The 19,399-nt window shown below is 74.5% G+C and carries 7 protein-coding genes; all 7 read left to right on the top strand.

Going from position 1 to position 19,399, the window contains the following annotated elements; translation table 11 throughout:
• The first annotated feature begins 7 nt into the window (after positions 1–7).
• The 7 genes from NZH93_RS01790 to NZH93_RS01760 are packed head-to-tail and all read left to right on the top strand — an operon-like array spanning position 8 to position 19,261.
• Positions 8–217 (top strand): MbtH family protein, encoded by a 210-nt coding sequence (locus NZH93_RS01790; RefSeq protein WP_259621080.1) that lies wholly within the window; start codon positions 8–10, stop codon positions 215–217.
• A 40-nt stretch (positions 218–257) separates the two neighbouring features.
• The gene (locus NZH93_RS01785; protein ID WP_259621079.1) at positions 258–1,499 is read left to right on the top strand and encodes an MFS transporter; all 1,242 of its coding nucleotides are present in this window, start codon (positions 258–260) and stop codon (positions 1,497–1,499) included.
• Between the two features lie 26 nt (positions 1,500–1,525).
• Positions 1,526–2,332, top strand: a complete 807-nt coding sequence (locus tag NZH93_RS01780) for a thioesterase II family protein (RefSeq protein WP_259621078.1) — start codon at positions 1,526–1,528, stop codon at positions 2,330–2,332.
• 28 nt (positions 2,333–2,360) lie between these two features.
• Complete coding sequence (locus NZH93_RS01775) at positions 2,361–3,533, top strand: class-II aminoacyl-tRNA synthetase family protein (protein WP_259621077.1); 1,173 nt, start codon at positions 2,361–2,363, stop codon at positions 3,531–3,533.
• Positions 3,534–3,565: 32 nt separating this feature from the next.
• The gene (locus NZH93_RS01770) at positions 3,566–4,744 is read left to right on the top strand and encodes a pyridoxal phosphate-dependent aminotransferase (RefSeq protein WP_259621076.1); all 1,179 of its coding nucleotides are present in this window, start codon (positions 3,566–3,568) and stop codon (positions 4,742–4,744) included.
• Positions 4,744–5,907, top strand: coding sequence for a cytochrome P450 (locus tag NZH93_RS01765; RefSeq protein ID WP_259621075.1), 1,164 nt, complete (start codon positions 4,744–4,746; stop codon positions 5,905–5,907). The genes NZH93_RS01770 and NZH93_RS01765 overlap by 1 nt, the downstream gene beginning before the upstream one ends.
• A 49-nt stretch (positions 5,908–5,956) precedes the next feature.
• Positions 5,957–19,261, top strand: a complete 13,305-nt coding sequence (locus tag NZH93_RS01760; protein ID WP_259621074.1) for a type I polyketide synthase — start codon at positions 5,957–5,959, stop codon at positions 19,259–19,261.
• Positions 19,262–19,399 lie beyond the last annotated feature (138 nt).

The raw sequence follows: 19,399 nt of genomic DNA, 5'->3' as shown, positions 1-19,399 counted from the left end.
AACCACCATGAGCGAGTCGACCACCACCGCGCCGGAGTACGACGTCGTCGTCAACGACGAGGAGCAGTACTCGATCTGGGCCGTCGGCAGGGCCGTCCCGGCGGGCTGGCACGCCGTCGGCGTGAGCGGCACCAAGGAGAAGTGCCTGGAGCACGTCGAAGAGGTGTGGACCGACATGCGGCCCAAGAGCCTCCGCCTGGCCATGGGCGAGAACTGACCGTCCGCCCCACCCCACCCGCGGCACCGAGGGAACTCTCATGTGGACGCTACTGCGCACCAACCCGCGCTTCCGCAGGCTCTTCGTCTGCGGGGTGGTGACGAGCTTCGGCGAGACGGCCGTCTACCTCTCGCTGGCCATCTGGGTGAAGGACCTGACCGGGTCCAACGCCGCGGCGGGCGCGGTGTTCCTGGCCATCACGGTGCCGGGGCTGTTCGCGCCGCTGCTCGGCCACCTCGTCGACCGGGTCAGCCGGAAGCGGCTGATGGTCGGCATGTACAGCGGCATGGCCGTGCTGTTCCTCGCGCTGCTGGCGGTGCGCGGCGCGGAGCAGGTGTGGATCATCTACGTGGTCACCTTCTGCTACGGGGTGCTCTCCGCGAGCCCGGCCTCGCCGGCGCTGCTGAAGGACGTCCTGCCGTCCGCCGACGCGGCGGCGGCGCGGTCCCTGATCATCGCCGTCAGCCAGGGCGTGCGGATCGTGTCCCCGGCGCTCGGCGCGGCGGTGTACGTCGCGTTCGGCGGCCGTTCGCTCGCGGTGCTCGGCACCGGGACGTTCGTGGTGGCCGTCCTGCTGCTGGTGTCCATCAAGGTCGTGGAATCCGAGCCCGAGCCCGCCGGTGAGCGGTTCCTCACCTCCGTCGTCGCCGGGTTCCGCTTCATCCGCGGCGTGCCGCTCCTGCTCCGCCTCTCGCTCACGACGCTGGCGTTCATGGCCGTCGTCGGCCTGCTGGAGACCGCCATCTTCGCGGCGAACCAGGGCCTCGGGCAGCAGGCCGCGTTCCTCGGTGTGATCACCTCGTTCCAGGGCGGGGGTTCCGTGCTCGGCGGGCTGATCGCGGGCACGGCGGTGAAGCGGTGGGGCGAGGTCAGGGGCACCAGTGCCGGTTACGTCCTGATCGCCGCGGGACTGGGGTTCTGCCTGCTGCCGGGCGTCCCCTTCTTCCTGGCGGGCGTGGTCCTGTTCGGACTCGGCCTGCCGTTCGTGATGGTCGCGCTCGGCACCGCGCTGCACCTGTACACGCCCTCGCGCATGCAGGGGCGGGCGAACGCGGCGGTCAGCAGCGTCACCGACGCCGTCCAGTCGGCGTCCATCGCCGCGGGCGCCGTGCTCATCGGGGTGCTCGGGTACCAGGCCATGTACATCGCGATGGCCGTCGCCGCCGCGCTGTGCGCCGTGTCGCTGTTCGTCGCCCGCGTTCCCGTGCCCGAGGTCGAGAAGTCGGTCGCCGACGTGGACGACACCGACCAGCCCGACGTCGACGCGGAGATCAGCAAGTAGTCGAGAGGAGGAATCCCTTGCACCCCATGGCTTCACAAGGCACGGACCGGCGGGCCGGAGGCTGGATCGTCGGCCCGCCGCACCCGACGGCACCCGCCGTCCGGCTGTTCTGCCTGCCCTACGTGGGCGGGGCGGCCTCGGTCTACCAGCCGTGGCGGGGCGCTCTCGGCGACGACGTCGAGGTCTGCCCCGTCGAACCGCCCGGCCACCAGACCCGCCTGCGGGAACCGGCCTTCGCCCGGCTCGACGCGCTCGTGGACGCGCTGGCCTCGGGCATCACCGACGAGCTGGACGTGCCGTACGCGCTCTTCGGCCACAGCCTGGGCGCGCTCGTCGCGTTCGAGCTGGCGCGGGAACTCCGGCGGCGCGGCGCGGACGAGCCGTGGGCGCTGTTCGTCTCCGGCGGCCCGGCTCCCCGGCTCGCGCGGGAGCACCCGCCGGTGCACGACGGGACGGACGCGCAGGTGGTCGAGCGGCTCCGGATCCTCGGCGGGCTGCCCGAGGAGGTGCTGGAGGAACCGGGGCTGCTGCGGCACTTCCTGCCGACGATCCGGGCCGACTTCGCGGTGTTCGAGACCTACGAGTACCGGTCCGGGAGCCCGCTCACCTGCCCGGTGATCGCGTTCAGCGGCGCCGAGGACACCGACGTCCCCCACACCAGGGTGGAGCCGTGGTCGGCGGAGAGCACCGGCCGGTTCGAGCACCACGTCCTGCCCGGCAGCCACTTCTTCGTCCACACGGCGCGCACGGCGCTGCTGAACCTGGTGCGCGGCGAGCTGGCCGCCCCCGCGCACCTCCGTGACCAGGACAGCCGCCGAGCTGTCGACCAGTGAGCGCTTTCGCCGTTGAGGAGTCGCACCGATGCCGGAGTACTCGATCGCACTGTCCCCCGGAGTACCGGCGGGCATGGCGGAGGAGTTCGCGAAGCGCGTCTACTACGCCGCGTCCGAGATCCACGGGTTCACCCTCGTGCACGGGCTGGGCGGCGAGGTCCGGGAGGTCGAGATCTCCACGGCCGTCGACGTCGACCCGGCCGAGATCGGCCGCAAGCTGAACCTGGTGGTGGGCCGGGACGTGCTGCCGCAGGGCGGGGTCGAGGACAACCCGGCCGTGTGGCAGTCGATGGCGATGCCGCGCGCCTCGCGCGTCGAGTTCGGCGACCTGGAGCGGCACGGTCTCGTGACCAGGATGGGCGACGGGGCCTACGCCGCGGCCGGAGCGCTGGCGACCCTGCTGTACCGGATCGACCACCGGGTGCGCGCGCTGGCCGTCGAGGGGTTCGGGGCGGTCGACAACTGGTACCCGGCCCTGATCCCCACCACCGCGCTGCACCGGGCGGGGTACTTCGACTCCTTCCCGCAGTTCCTGATGACCGTCGGCCGCTTCCACTCCGACGCCGACGTGTACCAGGGGTTCGCGACCGAGTTCGAGGCGGCGGAGGACAAGTCGTCCTTCATGGACAGCCGGACCGAGCACATCGGGTACTGCCTGTCGCCCACGGTCTGCTACCACTCCTACCACCAGCTCGCCGGGAGCCGGGTGCCGGACGGGGGCGCGGTGCTGACGGCCACCGGCAAGATCTTCCGGTTCGAGTCGCGCTACCACCTCACGCTGGAACGCCTGTGGGACTTCACCATGCGGGAGGTCGTCTTCTTCGGCAGCCGCAAGTGGGTGACCGACCTGCGGCAGAACCTCGTCACGGCGGTGTGCTCGCTGGTCGACGACCTCCGGCTCGCGGGCCACGTGGAGATCGCCAACGACCCGTTCTTCACCAACGGCGCCGACGCCAAGCGGGCCATGGTCCAGCGGGCGCTGAGGATGAAGTACGAGCTCCAGATGCCGGTGGTCGACGGGCGCACGATCTCCGTCGGCTCGTTCAACCTGCACGGCACGAAGTTCGGCGAGGCGTTCGACATCACGACCGCGGGCGGGTCGCCCGCGTACTCGGGGTGCGTCGGCATCGGGCTGGAGCGGATCGCCTACGCCTTCCTCTGCCGCCACGGGGTGGACCCGGCCGACTGGCCCGAGATCTGAAGCACGCGACCACTTCCCCAGGAGGACAAGACATGGTGCACGCGGAGTCCCGGAGAGCGCCGACGTCCACGCGGACGGCGGGGCTCGCGGGCAACAGCCTGACCGAGCTGTTCGTTATGGCCCGCGCGAGCGGAGCCATCGACCTGGCCGTCGGGACCCCCGGCTACCCGTCGACCTCGGCGAGCCTCGTCGACGAGGCGACGGCGGCCATGCGGGCCGGGCGGAACCAGTACGAGCACCCGGCGGGCGACGCCGAGCTGCGGCGGCTGATCGCCGACATGCTCGGCGACGGCGCCGACCCGGAGCGGGAGATCACCGTCACCGCGGGCGCGACCGAGGCGCTCTACATCGCCCTGCTGTCCACTTTGGACCCCGGCGACGAGGTCGTCCTGTTCTCGCCGGGCTACGAGCAGCTCGCCGCGTCGGCCGCGCTGGTCGGCGCCCGCCTCCGGTTCGTCCGGCTGCACGGTCCGGAGTGGCGGTACGACCCGGCGGAACTGGCGGCGGCCTTCAACGCCCGGACCAGGGCGGTCCTGCTGAACACCCCGGCCAACCCCACCGGCCGGGTGCTGAGCCGCGAGGAGATGGAGGAGATCGCCGCGCTCTGCGAGCGCTGGGACGCCACGGTGATCTGCGACGAGGTGTACCGCTCCTTCGTCTTCGACGGCAGGGCGCACGTCTCGGCCACCGAGATCCCGGCGTTCACCGGGCGGAACGTCGTCATCGGCTCGCTGTCCAAGAGTCACGCGGTGAGCGGCTGGCGGCTGGGCTTCCTGCGCAGCGACCCCGTGCGCACGGAGACGTTCCGGCGCGTGCACGAGCTGACCACCAACGGCACGGCCGCGCCCCTCCAGGCGGCGGCCGCGAGCGCCGCGCGGTCGGTCGACCTGGACGAGGTGTGCCGCGAGACGAGCCGCCGTCGCGACCTGGCGCAGGAGGTGTTCTCCGGCATGGGGATGAAGTTCGCGCCCGTGGAGGGCGGCATCTTCCTGTTCGCCGACATCAGCCCGCTGACCGGCGGCCGGGAGGACTGCCGGGCGTTCGCGCTCGCCCTGCTGGAGCGCTCCGGTGTGCTGGTCGCCCCCGGCGCGCCGTTCTTCGGCGACCCGGCCGAAGGCCGCGACCACGTGCGCATCGCCTTCAACCGGACGGTCGAGACGCTGCGCGAGGCGGAACGCCGCGTCACCGCGGGCCCGCGGAAGAGCACGTGATGGGCGCGCGGCACGGCGCCGACCACCTCGGGCCGCTCCCGGCGTTCATGACGCCGGGGGACGGTGTCGTCCCGATCGTCACGCCGATGGGCGACAAGATGTGGCTGGTCCGCGACTACGCCCTCGGTCGCCTGGTGCTCTCCGACCAGCGCTTCAGCCGGGCGGCGGCGACCAAACCGGGCGCGCCGCGGTTCAACGACTCCCAGCCCGCGCCGGACGCCGTGATGAGCATGGACGGCGCGGACCACGCCCGGCTGCGCCGCGTGGTGAGCGGGGCGTTCAGCACCCGCCGGGTGGCCGCGCTGACACCGGCCGTCGAACGCCTCGCCGACGAGCGCCTGGACGCGCTCGCCGCGGCCGGGCCCGGCGCCGACCTCGTCGCGGAGCTGGCGACACCGCTGCCGCTGTCCGTGCTGTGCTCGCTGCTCGGCGTCCCGCCCGAGGACGGCGACCTCTTCCGCGACCGGGTCGAGGTGCTGTTCGACATCTCCGCCAGCACACCGAGGGAGAAGTCCCGGCGCCGCCTCGAACTCGTCGACTACATGGCGGAGCTGATCGAGCGGAAGCGGCGGGGCACCGACGAGGACCTGCTCACCGGGCTCATCGCGGCGCACGACCAGGGCACCCTGTCGCAGGGCGAACTGCTGACGCTGGGGCTGTCCCTGCTGATGGCCGGGTACGAGACCACCGTCGGGCAGATCGGTCTGTCGGTACTCGCCCTGCTGTCGGACCCGGCCGCTCACGCGGACCTCCGCGCCCGTCCCGAGACGCTGGACCCGGTGGTCGACGAGCTGCTGCGGCTGACGCCGTCCACCCCGCTGAGCTTCCCCCGCGTCGCGGTGGAACCGGTGCGGCTCGGCGCGGTCACCGTGCAGGCCGGTGAGGCCGTCGTCGTCTCGCTGCTGCACGGCAACCGGGACACCGACACCTGGACGACGCCGGAAGGCCTGTGCCCGCGCGGGCAGGACGTCCCCCACCTGACGTTCGGGCACGGCGTGCACCGCTGCGTCGGCGCGCCGCTCGCCAGGCTCCAGCTCCGGATCGTCCTGGAACGCCTGCTGCGGCGCTTCCCCGACCTGCGCGTCGCCGAGGGCCCGGAGTCGGTGGTGTGGAAGGAAGGCCTGTCGATCCGGGGCCTCGCCCGCCTGCGGGTGGAGTGGTAGCGGACGCCGAACACCGTCCCGCACCTACGGAAGTCGAGTGAGGAGTCACGTGTCCGCCGAGAAGACCCACCGCGTCCCGGAGCCCGAGCTGGAGGCCGTCGCCGTCATCGGCTACGCGTGCCGCTTCCCCCACGCCGACGGCCCCGCCGCCTACTGGAAGCTGTTGGAGGAGGGGAGGAACGCCGTCGTCGACGCCCCGGACGGGCGGTGGGAAGGCGTCCCCGGACCCCGGTGCGGCGGTTTCCTCGACTCCGTCGGCGACTTCGACGCGGCGTTCTTCCACGTCTCGCCGCGCGAGGCCGCGGCCATGGACCCCCAGCAGCGGCTCGTGCTCGAACTCGTGTGGGAGGCGATCGAGGACGCGGGCGTCGTCCCGGCCTCGCTGCGGGCCAGCCGCACGTCGGTCTTCGTCGGCGCGCTGCGCGACGACTACGCGGCACTGGTGCACCAGCAGGGCGAGCGGGCGATCACGCAGCACACGATGACCGGCGTCAACCGCGCGATCATCGCCAACCGGGTCTCCTACCACCTCGGCCTCAACGGGCCGAGCCTGACGGTCGACACCGCCCAGTCGTCCTCGCTGGCCGCGGTGCACCTCGCCTGCTCCAGCTTGCGCAGCGGCGAATCGACCCTCGCCATCGCCGCGGGTGTCAACCTGAACCTGCTGCCCGGCAACGTGCTGGCCGAGCAGCGCTTCGGCGCGCTGTCGCCGGACAGCACGACCTACGCGTTCGACGGCCGTGCCAACGGTTTCGTGCCGGGGGAGGGCGGCGGGGTCGTCGTCCTCAAGCCGCTGGGCCTGGCGCGGGCCGACGGCGACCGGATCCACGGCGTGATCCTGGGCAGCGCGATCAACAACGACGGCGCCACCGACGGCCTCACCGTGCCGAGCGCGCCCGCCCAGGAGGCGATGCTGCGGGAGGCGTACGGGAAGTCCGGCGTCGCCGTCGACGACGTGCAGTACGTCGAGCTGCACGGCACCGGCACCCCGATCGGCGACCCGATCGAGGCCGCCGCGCTGGGCGGTGCGCTGGGCTGCGGTCGGGCCGCCGACGCGCGGCTGCGGATCGGCTCGGTCAAGACCAACATCGGGCACCTGGAGAGCGCCGCCGGCATCGCCGGGCTGATCAAGGTGCTGCTGAGCATCCGCCACCGCAAACTGCCCGCCAGCCTCAACTTCGAAGCCCCCGCCCCGCGCCTCTCGCTGGTCTGGCTGGGCCTGGAGGTCCAGCGACGGCTGACCCCCTGGCCGCGCGAGGACCGCCCGCTGGTGGCCGGTGTCAGCTCCTTCGGGATGGGCGGCACCAACTGCCACGTCGTGGTGGCCGAACCACCCGCACCGAGGACCGGCCCGCCGACCGCCGCCGAGCCGATCTTCGCCCAGCCGCCCACGACCTGGACGGACGCCCTCCTCACCGAACCGCTCGCCGTGCTGGACACCGTCCCGCAGGCCGCGGTTTCGGAGGCAGCCGTTTCGCAGGCCGCCGTTTCGGAGGCCGGGGTGGGGGTGGATGCCGTTTCGCAGGCCGCTGTTCCGCCGCTCGCGGCGCGGATGGACGCGGTGCCGTTGGCCGCTGGTTCGCAGGCCGCGGTGCCCGCGGTCGCCGTTCCGCAGACCGCCGACCGTGACCGTCAGGTGCTGTCGTGGTCGGTGTCCGGGCACACCGAGGCGGCGTTGCGGGCCCAGGCGGCGCGGTTGCGGGAGTTCGTCACCCCGGAGCACTCGGTCGCCTCGATCGGCCACGCGCTGGCCACCCGGCGCGCGCTGTTGGATCACCGCGCGGTCGTCACCGCCTCGAACCGCCACGGTCTGCTGAGCGGACTCGACGCGCTGGCCGCGGGCACGCCGTCGGCCGCGGTCGTGACGGGAGCGGTGGCGCCGGGGAAGCTCGGCTTCCTGTTCACCGGGCAGGGGTCGCAGCGCGCGGGCATGGGGCGCGGGCTGTACGACGCCTTCCCCCGCTACGCCGGGGCTTTCGACGAGGTCGCCGCCGAGCTGGACCCGTTCCTGGACCGGCCGCTCGCGGACGTGGTCGCCGAGGGCGGCGAGGACCTCGACCGCACCGGCTACACGCAGCCCGCGCTGTTCGCGGTGGAGGTGGCGCTGTTCCGGCTGCTCGAATCGTGGGGCCTGCGCCCCGACTTCCTCGCCGGGCACTCGATCGGCGAGATCAGCGCCGCCCACGTCGCCGGGGTCCTCCCGCTGCCCGACGCGGCCCGGCTCGTCGCGGTCCGCTCCCGGCTGATGGGGTCCCTGCCCGAGGGCGGGGCCATGGTGGCGGTGCGGGCCACCGAGGACGAGGTGCGCGACCTGCTGCGCGACGAAGGGGGACGGCTGGCCGTCGCCGCCGTCAACGGCCCCGACTCCGTCGTGGTGTCCGGGGACGTGGAGGCCGCTCACCGCGTCGCCGCCGCGCTAGCCGAGCGCGGGCGTCGGACGAAGCGGCTCGACGTGAGCCACGCCTTCCACTCGCCGCACGTGGACCCGGTGCTCGACGAGTTCCGGACCGCCATCGCCGCGCTCACGTTCCTGCCCCCGACCATCCCGGTGGTCTCCACGGTTACCGGCGCGGTCGCCGACCGACTCACGTCACCCGACTACTGGGTCGAGCAGGTCCGGCGGCCGGTGCGCTTCCTGGACGCGGTCGGCACGCTCGCGTCCGAGGGCGTCACGACCCTGCTGGAACTGGGGCCGGACGGGGTGCTCTCGGCGCACGCGGCGGGTTCCGTCCCGGTGCTGCGCGCGGATCGCCCGGACGTCGACACGGTCCTCGCCGCGGTGGCACGGGCCCACGTCCGGGGTCACGCGGTCGACTGGGCCGCGGTGTTCCCGGCCGCCCCGGACTTCGTCGAGCTGCCCACCTACGCCTTCCAGCGCAGGCACCACTGGTTCGAGGTCGGCGCCGTCGTGCCGCCGCTCGCCGCGCCCGCCGTCCAGGCCCTCCCGGTCGCGCTCGACCCCGCGCCCGACGTCGAAGTGCTGGTGGGCAGGCACATCGCGGCCGTGCTGGGCAGCGGACCCGGCGAACGGGTGCCCGCGCACACCGCGTTCACCGACCTGGGTTTCACCTCGCTGATGGCCACCGAGCTGCGGACGGCCCTCGCGGACGCCACCGGTCTGGTGCTGCCCAGCGGACTCCTGTTCTCCCACCCGACGCCCGCCGCGCTGGCCGCCTTCGTCGAGGCCGCCTCGCGGGACACCGCTCCCGCCGAAACCCCTGCGCGGCAACGGCTCCGGGACGACGAGCCGGTGGCGATCGTCGGGATGGCGTGCCGCTTCCCCGGCGGGGTGTCGTCGCCGGAGGACCTGTGGCGGCTGGTGGCCGACGGCGTCGACGCGGTGGGGGAGTTCCCGACGAACCGCGGCTGGGACGCGGACCTCTACGACGCCGAACCCGGACTGCCCGGCCGCAGCACCGTGCGGCACGGCGGTTTCCTGCACGACGCGGGCGAGTTCGACGCGGCGTTCTTCGGCATCTCGCCGCGCGAGGCCGAGGCGATGGACCCGCAGCAGCGGCTGCTCCTGGAGACCGCGTGGGAGGCCGTCGAACGGGCGGGCGTCGACCCGAGGTCGGTGAAGGGCGGTAACACCGGCGTGTTCGTCGGCGCCACCGCTCTGGAGTACGGGCCGAGGATGAGTGAGGCGCCCGAATCAACGCACGGGCACGTGCTGACCGGCACCACCACGAGCGTCGCGTCCGGCCGCATCGCCTACCAACTCGGGCTGACCGGGCCCGCGCTGACGGTCGACACGGCCTGCTCGTCGTCGTTGGTGGCGCTGCACCTGGCCGTCCGGTCGCTGCGGTCCGGTGAGTGCGACCTCGCGCTCGCCGGTGGCGCGACGGTGATGTCCACACCGGGCATGTTCGTCGAGTTCTCCCGGCAGCGCGGCTTGGCGGCGGACGGCCGGTGCAAGTCGTTCGGCGCGGGCGCGGACGGCACCGGGTGGGCCGAGGGCGTGGGGCTGGTCCTGGTCGAACGGCTGTCGGACGCCCGACGGCTCGGGCACCCCGTGCTGGCGGTGGTGCGGGGCAGCGCGGTGAACCAGGACGGCGCGTCGAACGGTCTCACCGCGCCGCACGGTCCGTCGCAGGAGGCGGTGATCCGGTCGGCGTTGGCGGACGCGGGTCTGGGACCGTCCGATGTGGACGCGGTGGAAGCCCACGGCACCGGCACCGTGCTGGGGGACCCGATCGAGGCCGAGGCGCTGGCCGCGGTCTACGGGACGGGCCGGGTCGGTGACCGCAGGCTGTACGTCGGGTCGCTGAAGTCGAACATCGGCCACGCCCAGGCCGCGGCCGGCATCGGCGGGGTGATCAAGATGGTCGGTGCGCTGCGGACCGGTGTGCTCCCGCGCTCGCTGCACTCCGACCTGCCCACGCCGCACGTCGACTGGGACACCGCGGGCCTGACCCTGCTGTCGGAGCGGCGGGACTGGCCGGAGTCCGGGCGGCCGCGGCGGGCGGGGATCTCGTCGTTCGGGATCAGCGGCACCAACGCGCACCTCATCCTCGAACAGGCCCCCGACGTCGAACCGGATGAGGCGCGAACGGGACCGAGCCTGGGAATTCCGGCCCCGTGGGTGCTGAGCGCCCGGAGCGAGGGCGCGCTGCGGGGCCAGGCCGCGAAGCTCCTGGCCCACCTCGACACGTCCGGGGCCGATCCCGCCGACGTCGGACTCGCCCTCGCCACGACCCGTTCGGCCTTCGAGCACCGCGCCGTGGTCCTCGGGGGCGCCGACCTCCGCTCCGGTCTGACCGCCCTCGCGACCGGAGCCCAGGCACCGACCCTGCACCGCGGCTCGGCGGTCGACGCGGGCCGCACGGCCTTCCTGTTCACCGGCCAAGGCGCCCAGCGCGCGGGCATGGGCCGGGACCTGCACGCGGCGCACCCGGTTTTCGCCGCGGCCCTCGACGAGGTGTGCGCCGCGTTCGACGGCCTGCTCGACGAACCCCTGCGCGACGTCATGTTCGCCGACGACGGCCCGCTGCACCTCACGTCGTACACCCAGCCCGCCCTGTTCGCCCTGGAGACGGCCCTGTTCCGGCTCCTCGACCACCACGGCGCCGTCCCCGGCCTGCTGGCCGGGCACTCGATCGGCGAGATCACCGCGGTCCACGCGGCGGGCGTGCTCTCCCTCCCCGACGCCGCACGGCTCGTCGCGGCCCGAGGCAGGCTCATGGGGGCCGCGCCGAGCGGCGGCGCGATGATCGCGATCGAGGCCGAGCCGGACGAGGTGCTGGACTCGCTGACGGACCGGGTCTCGCTCGCCGCCGTCAACGGTCCCCGCTCGGTTGTCGTCTCCGGCGACGCGGACGAGGCCGAACGCGTCGCCGCCCGGTGGCGCGCGGCCGGTCGCCGCGTGCGCCGCCTCACCGTGAGCCACGCCTTCCACTCCCCGCACATGGACGGCGTGCTGGAGGAGTTCCGCGCGGTCGCGGCGGGGCTCGACTTCCACCCTCCCCTGATCCCGGTCGTCTCGACCGTCACCGGTGAGCGCGCCACCGCCGCAGACCTGGCCTCACCGGACCACTGGACGCGGCAGATCCGCGACGCGGTCCTGTTCGCCGACGCGGTGCGCGCACTCGCCGAGCTGGGTGCGACGGTGTTCGTCGAGGTCGGCCCGGACGCCGTCCTGACGCCACTGGCCGCGAGCGTCCTGGAGGGCGCCGCGACGGTCGTGCCGCTGCTGCGCGCCGGCCACGACGAGGCCGAGTCCTTCAGCGCGGGCATCACCAAGGCGTACGTGAACGGCGCGCCGCTGCGGGCGGGTTCCTTCTTCCCCCAGGCGGTCCCGGCTCCGCTGCCGACGTACGCCTTCCAGCGCGAGCACCACTGGCAGAACGCCGTGCCGCGCACCGACGCGCGGGCGCTGGGACTCGTGCCCGCCGACCACCCCTTCCTCGTCGGCGAGCTGGAGGGCGCCGACCGCGCGGACACCGTGTTCACCGGACGCGTCAGCCCGGCCACGCACCCGTGGCTGGCCGACCACACGATCGGCGGGCGTGTCCTCGTCCCCGCCACGGCCTTCGTCGAACTGGCCGTCGCCGCGGGCGACCGGCTCGGTGTTCCTCGCGTGGCCGAGCTGACCCTGGAAGCACCGCTCGAACCGCTGGGGGACAACGACCTCCAGGTCCGCGTGGCCGCCCCCGACGCCGAGGGCCACCGCGCCTTCACGGTCCACGCCCGCCCGGAAGCGGGGGTGTGGACCCGGCACGCCACCGGCGTCCTCGCCCACACCGCCGAGCCGACCGCCGATCTCGACTGGCCCGCCGACGCGACGGCCGTGCCGGTCGACGGCGAGTACGAGCGCCTCTCGGCACTCGGCTACCACTACGGACCCGCTTTCCAAGGCCTGCAAGCGGTCTGGCGGTCAGGGACGTCCACCTACGCCGAGATCTCGCTGCGGGAGAACAGCGGGAAGTTCCGCGTGCACCCGGCCCTGCTGGACGCCGCCCTGCACGCCCTGGTCCTCGACGGCGGGCGGCTCCAGTTGCCGTTCCACTGGCGCGACGTGACCCTGAACCCCAGCAGCGCCACCGAACTCCGGGTCCGCAGCACCCCGAACGAGGACGGCACCACCACGCTGGTGGTCGCCGAACCCGACGGCACCCTCGTCGCGTCGATCACCTCGCTGGTGCTGCGCCCGGCGCCGAAGGCGGCGAGCACGGTGCTCACGGTGGACTGGCCGGTCGTCCCGACCCCCGTCGCCGAGTCCTCCCCGGAGGACGTCGTGGTCCACGTCGAGACGCTGCCCGGCGTGCTGCGCCTGGTCCAGGACTGGGTGGCCGATCCGGGGGACGCGCGCCTGGTCCTGGTCACCCGCGACGCCGTCGGCGTGCTCCCCACCGATGAGGTGGACCTGGACACCGCCGGGGTCTGGGGCCTGGTCCGCTCCGCCCAGTCCGAGCACCCCGGCCGGGTCCTGCTGGTCGACGTCGACACCGCGTCGACCGCCTTGGTGGCCGCCGCGGTGGCCACGGGGGAGCCGCAGGTCGCCATCCGTGCCGGGAAGCTCCACGTTCCCCGCCTGGGCCGGAGTCGCCGGTTCGGGAAGGCGCCCCGGCTCGACCGGGGCACGGTGCTGATCACCGGCGGCACCGGAGGTCTGGGTGCCCTCGTCGCCCGACACCTCGTCACCGAGCACGGCGTGCGGCACCTGCTGCTCGTCAGCCGCCGCGGCCCGGACGCGCCTGGCGCGGACGACCTCGCCGCCGACCTCACCGCGGCGGGGGCGACGGTCACCACCACCGCCGCGGACGTGGCGGACCGGGCGGCGATGGCCGCGCTCGTCGCCGAGCACCCGCTGACGGCCGTCGTGCACACCGCCGGGGTCCTGGCGGACGCGACCGTGGAGAACCTGACCGAAGCGGGCCTGGCCGAGGTCATGCGGCCCAAGGCCGACGCCGCCCGCGTGCTGCACGAGCTGACCGAGGACCTGGACCTGACGGCGTTCGTCCTCTTCTCCTCCGTCTCCGGCGTCACCGGCACGGCGGGCCAGGCCAACTACGCCGCCGCCAACACCGTCCTCGACGCCCTCGCCCACCACCGCGCGTCCCGCGGGCTGGCGGGCACCTCGCTGGCGTGGGGCCTGTGGGACGCGGGCATGGGCTCCGGCCTGGAGGCCGCCGACCTGGCCCGGTGGGAACGCGCGGGCATCCGGCCGCTGTCGGCCGCGCAGGGCCTCGCCCTGTTCGACGCGGCCCTCGCCGCGGGCGAACCCCTCGTGGTGCCCGCCGCGCTGGAACCCGCCCATGGCGACGTGCCGCACCTCTACCGGGCGCTGGCGCCGCGCCCGGCCGTCCGCGCCCGGCCCACGGCGGGCTGGGCGGGCCGGATCGGCGCGCTGCCCGAGCTCGCACGGGTGGCCGCGGTCCTCGACCTGGTCCGCGCCGAGGCCGCGGCGGTGCTGGGGCACGGGAGCCCGGTGGAGGCGCGGCGCACGTTCGACGCCCTCGGGTTCGACTCGCTGGCGGGCATGGACCTGCGCACCCGGCTGGCGGCGGCCACCGGCCTCCGGCTGACGGCCACCGTGACTTTCGACCACCCCACGCCCGCGCGGCTCGCCGAGCACCTGCTGTCCCTGCTGGGAGCGGAGAAGCCGAAGCCCGAGCCCGTCACGCGGGTCCGGGAGGACGAGCCGGTCGCGATCGTGGGCATGGCGTGCCGCTTCCCCGGCGGGGTGTCGTCGCCGGAGGACCTGTGGCGCCTGGTGGTCGACGGGGTGGACGCGGTCGGCGGGTTCCCGACGAACCGCGGCTGGGACCTCGACCGGCTCTACGACCCGGACCCGGAGCGGATCGGCACGTCGTACACGCGCGACGGCGGGTTCCTGCACGACGCGGACCTGTTCGACCGCGACCTGTTCGGCCTGTCCCCGCGCGAGGCGACCGCCACCGACCCGCAGCAGCGCCTGCTGCTGGAGACCGCCTGGGAGGCGTTCGAGAGCGCGGGCATCGACCCGGAAGCGCTGCGCGGCAGCAACACCGGCGTCTACACGGGCGCCATGTACGACGACTACGCCTCGCGGCTCGCGGGCACACCCGCGGAGTTCGAGGGGTTCCTGCTCGCGGGCAACCTATCCAGTGTCCTTTCCGGACGGTTGTCCTACACGTTCGGCCTGCGGGGCCCAGCGGTCACGGTCGACACGGCGTGCTCGTCGTCGTTGGTGGCGCTGCACCTGGCCGTTCGCTCGCTGCGGTCCGGTGAGTGCGACCTCGTGCTCGCGGGCGGTGTCACGGTCATGAGCGGCCCGACGACCTTCGTCGAGTTCTCCCGGCAGCGCGGTCTGGCGGCGGACGGCCGGTGCAAGTCGTTCGGCGCGGGCGCGGACGGCACCGGGTGGGCCGAGGGAGTCGGCCTGCTGCTGGTGGAACGGCTGTCCGACGCGCGCCGCCTCGGCCACCGGGTGCTGGCGGTGGTACGGGGGACCGCGGTGAACCAGGACGGCGCGTCGAACGGCCTGACCGCGCCGCACGGTCCGTCGCAGGAGGCGGTGATCCGGTCGGCGTTGGCGGACGCGGGTCTGGGACCGTCCGATGTGGACGCGGTGGAAGCCCACGGCACCGGAACCGTGCTGGGGGACCCGATCGAGGCCGAGGCGCTGGCCGCGGTCTACGGGACGGGCCGGGTCGGCGACCGCAGGCTGTACGTCGGGTCGCTGAAGTCCAACATCGGCCACGCGCAGGCCGCCGCCGGTGTCGGTGGCGTGATCAAGATGATCGGCGCGCTGCGGGCGGGCGTGCTGCCGCGTTCGCTGCACTCCGACCTGCCGACGCCGCACGTCGACTGGGAGTCCAGCGGCTTGGCGCTGCTGTCGAAGCAGCACGACTGGCCGGAACCGGGACGGCCGCGGCGGGCGGGCGTCTCGTCGTTCGGGATCAGCGGCACCAACGCCCACGTCATCCTCGAACAGGCCCCCGACGCCGAACCGCAGACCACCGCACAACCCGACCACGGCACCGTTCCGTGGCTGCTGACCGGGGGGACCGAGACCGCGGTACGGGCACAGGCCGCCCGCCTCGCCCGGCACGTCGAGGACCACCCCGACCTGTCCGCCGCCGACGTCGGGTACTCGCTGGCCACAGGCCGCGCCCTGCTCGACCACGGCGCCGCGGCGGTCGGCGCGGACCGCGAGTCGCTGCTGCGCGGCCTCGCCGCCATCGCCGACGGCGAACCGGCGCCGGGGACCGTGCTCGGCCGCCGGACGTCGGGGAAGACCGCGTTCCTGTTCACCGGGCAGGGCAGCCAGCGGCCGGGCATGGGCCGCGACCTGCACGCGACGCACCCCGCGTTCGCGGCGGCGCTCGACGAGGTGTGCCGCCACCTGGACCCGCGCCTGCCCCGCCCGCTCAAGGAGGTGCTGTTCGCCGAGGCGGGCACGCCGGAGGCGGCGCTGCTTGACGACACGGTGTTCACCCAGGCCGCGCTGTTCGCCGTCGAAGTGGCGCTGTACCGGCTGTTCGAGCACCACGGCGTCACGCCCGACCACGTGCTCGGCCACTCCGTCGGCGAGATCGCTGCTGCGCACGTCGCGGGCGTGCTCGACCTGCCCGACGCGTGCCTCCTGGTCGCCGAGCGCGGCAGGCTGATGGGAGCGGCCCGGCGCGGCGGCGCGATGATCGCGATCGAGGCCGAGGAGGACGCCGTGCGCGCTTCCCTCCTGCCGCACAGGGACCGGGTCGCCGTCGCCGCCGTCAACGGACCTCGGGCCGTGGTGATCTCCGGTGACGCCGACGCGGCGGACGAGGTCGCGGCCGGGTGGCGGGCGAACGGCGTCCGCACGTCCCGCCTGTCCGTGTCCCACGCGTTCCACTCGCCGCACGTGGACGAGGTGCTCGACGACTTCCGCGCCGTGGTGGGAACCCTGGCGTTCCGCGCTCCGCGCTTCCCCGTCGTCTCCAACGTGACCGGGACGCTCGGCACCGAGGAGCAGGTGACGTCCCCGGAGTACTGGGTGCGGCACGTCCGCGACGCCGTGCGCTTCGCGGACGGCGTGCGCTGCCTCGACCGCGAGGGTGTCACGACGTTCGTCGAACTCGGTCCGGACGCCGTCCTGACCGCGTTGGCGCGGACCTGCCTCGCCGACGCGGACGCGGAGGTCGTCCCGACGCTCCGGCGCGGCCGGTCCGAGGCGGAGGCGATCGCGCGGACCCTAGCCCTGCTGCGCCTGCGGGGTGCCACCCCGGACTGGGGCGCGGTCTTCCCCGGCGCGCGTCGGGTGGACCTGCCCACCTACGCGTTCCGGCACGAGCGGTACTGGCTGTCGGCGCCCGAGGGGGCCGTCGACGCCGACGGTCTCGGCCTGACCGCCACGGGCCACCCCGTGCTCGGCGCCGTGCTGAGCGCCGCCGACCGCGACACCCACGTGTTCACCGGGCGGCTGTCCACGCACACGCACCCGTGGCTCGCCGACCACGAAGTGGCGGGCGTCCTCCTCGTGCCCGCGAGCGCGGTCGTGGAGATGGTGGTGAGCGCGGGCGAGCACGTCGGGCTGCCGCGGATCGGGGAGCTGACGCTGTCGGCGCCCCTGGTCCTGTCGACGGCGGCCGTGCGGCTCCAGCTCGCCGTCGGCGAGCCGGACGGGGCGGGCCACCGCGACTTCACCCTGCGCGCGCGGTCCGCCGACGGCCCGTGGACGACGCACGCCGAGGGCACGCTGACCCCCGCCTCCGCGGTCGTCGAAGGCCTGACCGCGTGGCCGCCGATGGCCGCTGAGGTCTCGCTGGACGGCTTTTACGACACCGGTTTGGCGTACGGCCCGGCGTTCCGCGGCCTGCGCCGGGCGTGGCGCGGCGACGGCGAGCTGTTCGCCGAGATCGCCCTGCCCGAGGCGCTCCGGCCGGAGGCCCGCCGCTACGCGCTGCACCCGGCCCTGCTGGACGCGGCGCTGCACCCGCTGCTGCTGGACGCGGACGGGCCGCGGGTGCCCTTCGCCTGGCGCGGCGTGACCCTGCCCGCCACCGGCACGTCCACGCTCCGCGTCCACCTCCGGGAGACGGGGGAGCTGACGTCGTCGATCACGGTCGCCGACGCGACGGGCGCGCCCGTCGCCGCCGTGGACTCCCTGGTGCTGCGGCCGTTCGAGCGCGGCGCGGCCCGTGCCGGCGGGCTGCACCGAGTCGCGTGGACCCCGCTGCCGACCGCTCTCCTCGCGGAGGAGGAGCACCCGACCACCGAAGACCTGACGGAGTTCCTCGGTGGGGAACCCGTCCCGGAGACCGTGGTCCTGGCCGTCCGGTCGGCCGGACCTGACCTGCCTGCGGCGGCCCGCGAGGTGCTGGGCCGGACCCTGCGTTCCGTGCGGACGTGGCTGGCCGACGAGCGGTTCGACCGGTCGACCCTCGTCGTCGCCACCCGGGGCGCCGTCGCCACCAACGGCGAAGGCGTCGCGGACCTGGCCGCCGCGGGCGTGTGGGGCCTCCTGCGCACCGCCCAGACCGAGCACCCCGGCCGGATCGTCCTGGCCGACCTCGACACGGACACCGTCCCGTCGGGCCTGGCCGAGCTGGGCGAACCGCAGCTCGCCGTGCGCGACGGCCGGGTGCTGGTGCCCCGGCTGGTCGCGGCGGACGCCGCCGTGCGGGAACCGGTCCGGTGGGACCGGGGCACCGTCCTGATCACCGGGGCGACCGGGGCGCTCGGCTCGCACCTCGCCCGCCACCTGGTGACCGAGCACGCGGCGCGCAGGCTGCTCCTGGTGTCCCGCCGCGGTGCCGGGTCCGAGCTGGCGGGCGAACTCGCCGACCTGGGCGCGCACGTCACGGTCGCCGCGTGCGACGCGAGCGACCGGGACGCGCTGGCGGCCGTGCTGGCGGACATCCCCGAGGACCACCCGCTGACCGCGGTCGTGCACGTCGCCGGAGTGGTCGACGACGCGGTCCTCGCCGACCTGACCGAGGAGGGCCTGGACAAGGTGCTGGCGGCGAAGCTCGACGCCGCCTGGCACCTGCACGAGCTGACCGGGGACCTAGACGCCTTCGTCCTCTACTCCTCCGTCGCCGGGCTGCTCGGCACGGCAGGGCAGGCGGGGTACGCGGCGGCCAACAGCTTCCTGGACGCCCTCGCCGAGCACCGGGCGTCGCTCGGCCAACCCGCGCGGTCGCTCGCGTGGGGGCTGTGGGAGGAGGCCAGCGCGCTGAGCGGGCACCTCGCCGAGACCGACCTGCGGCGCCTGGCCCGCACCGGTCTGCGACCGCTGGCCACCGCCGACGGCCTCGCCCTGTTCGACGCGGCGACGCGCGCGGCCGACGCGGTGCTGGCCGTGACCCGCCTGGACGTCGACGCCCTGCGCGACCCCGTGCCGCCCCTGCTGTCCGGACTCGTGCGACGGCCCGTCACGAGGACGCCCGCCCACAGCGCCGCGAGGTTGGCCTCCCTGCCCGAGAACGAGGCCGATCGGGTGCTGGCCGACCTCGTGCGCGGTCACGTGGCCGCCGTCCTCGGCCACGGCGACCCGGCCGCGGTCGGCACGGACCGCCCGTTCCGCGAGCTGGGCCTGGACTCGCTGACCTCCGTGGAACTGCGCAACCTGCTGACCAGGAGCACCGGGCTGCGGTTGTCCGCGAGCCTGGTCTTCGACCACCCCACGCCCGCCGCCCTCGTGCGCCACCTGCGCGACCTGGTGGCCGCCGAACGCGCCCCGGTCGACGAACCGGTCACGGCGCGGCTCGGCAAGCTCACCGACGCCGTGCGGCGGGCCGCCGAGGACCCCGTCGCCTTCGAGCGGATCACCGCGGAACTCCGCGCCCTGCTCGACGCCGCCGAGGAGGCGGCGGGCCGCCGCGACGACCCCGCCCGGCTGGACTCCGCTAGCGACGAGGAGCTGTTCGCCTTGATCAACGACTTCACCTGAGCAGCCCCACCCCACCAGACCCGGACGAGCGGCACCACGGCGGAGAGCTGAGATTCACGTGGCAAACGAAGAGGAACTGCGGACCTACCTGAAGAAGGCCGTCGCCGACGCGCAGGACTACCGCAAACGGCTCCGCGA

The organism is Umezawaea endophytica, from assembly GCF_025061645.1.
GTDB lineage: Bacteria > Actinomycetota > Actinomycetes > Mycobacteriales > Pseudonocardiaceae > Umezawaea > Umezawaea endophytica.
Note: the sequence above shows the minus strand (reverse complement) of the source record. Positions and strands in the feature narration are given on the sequence as shown.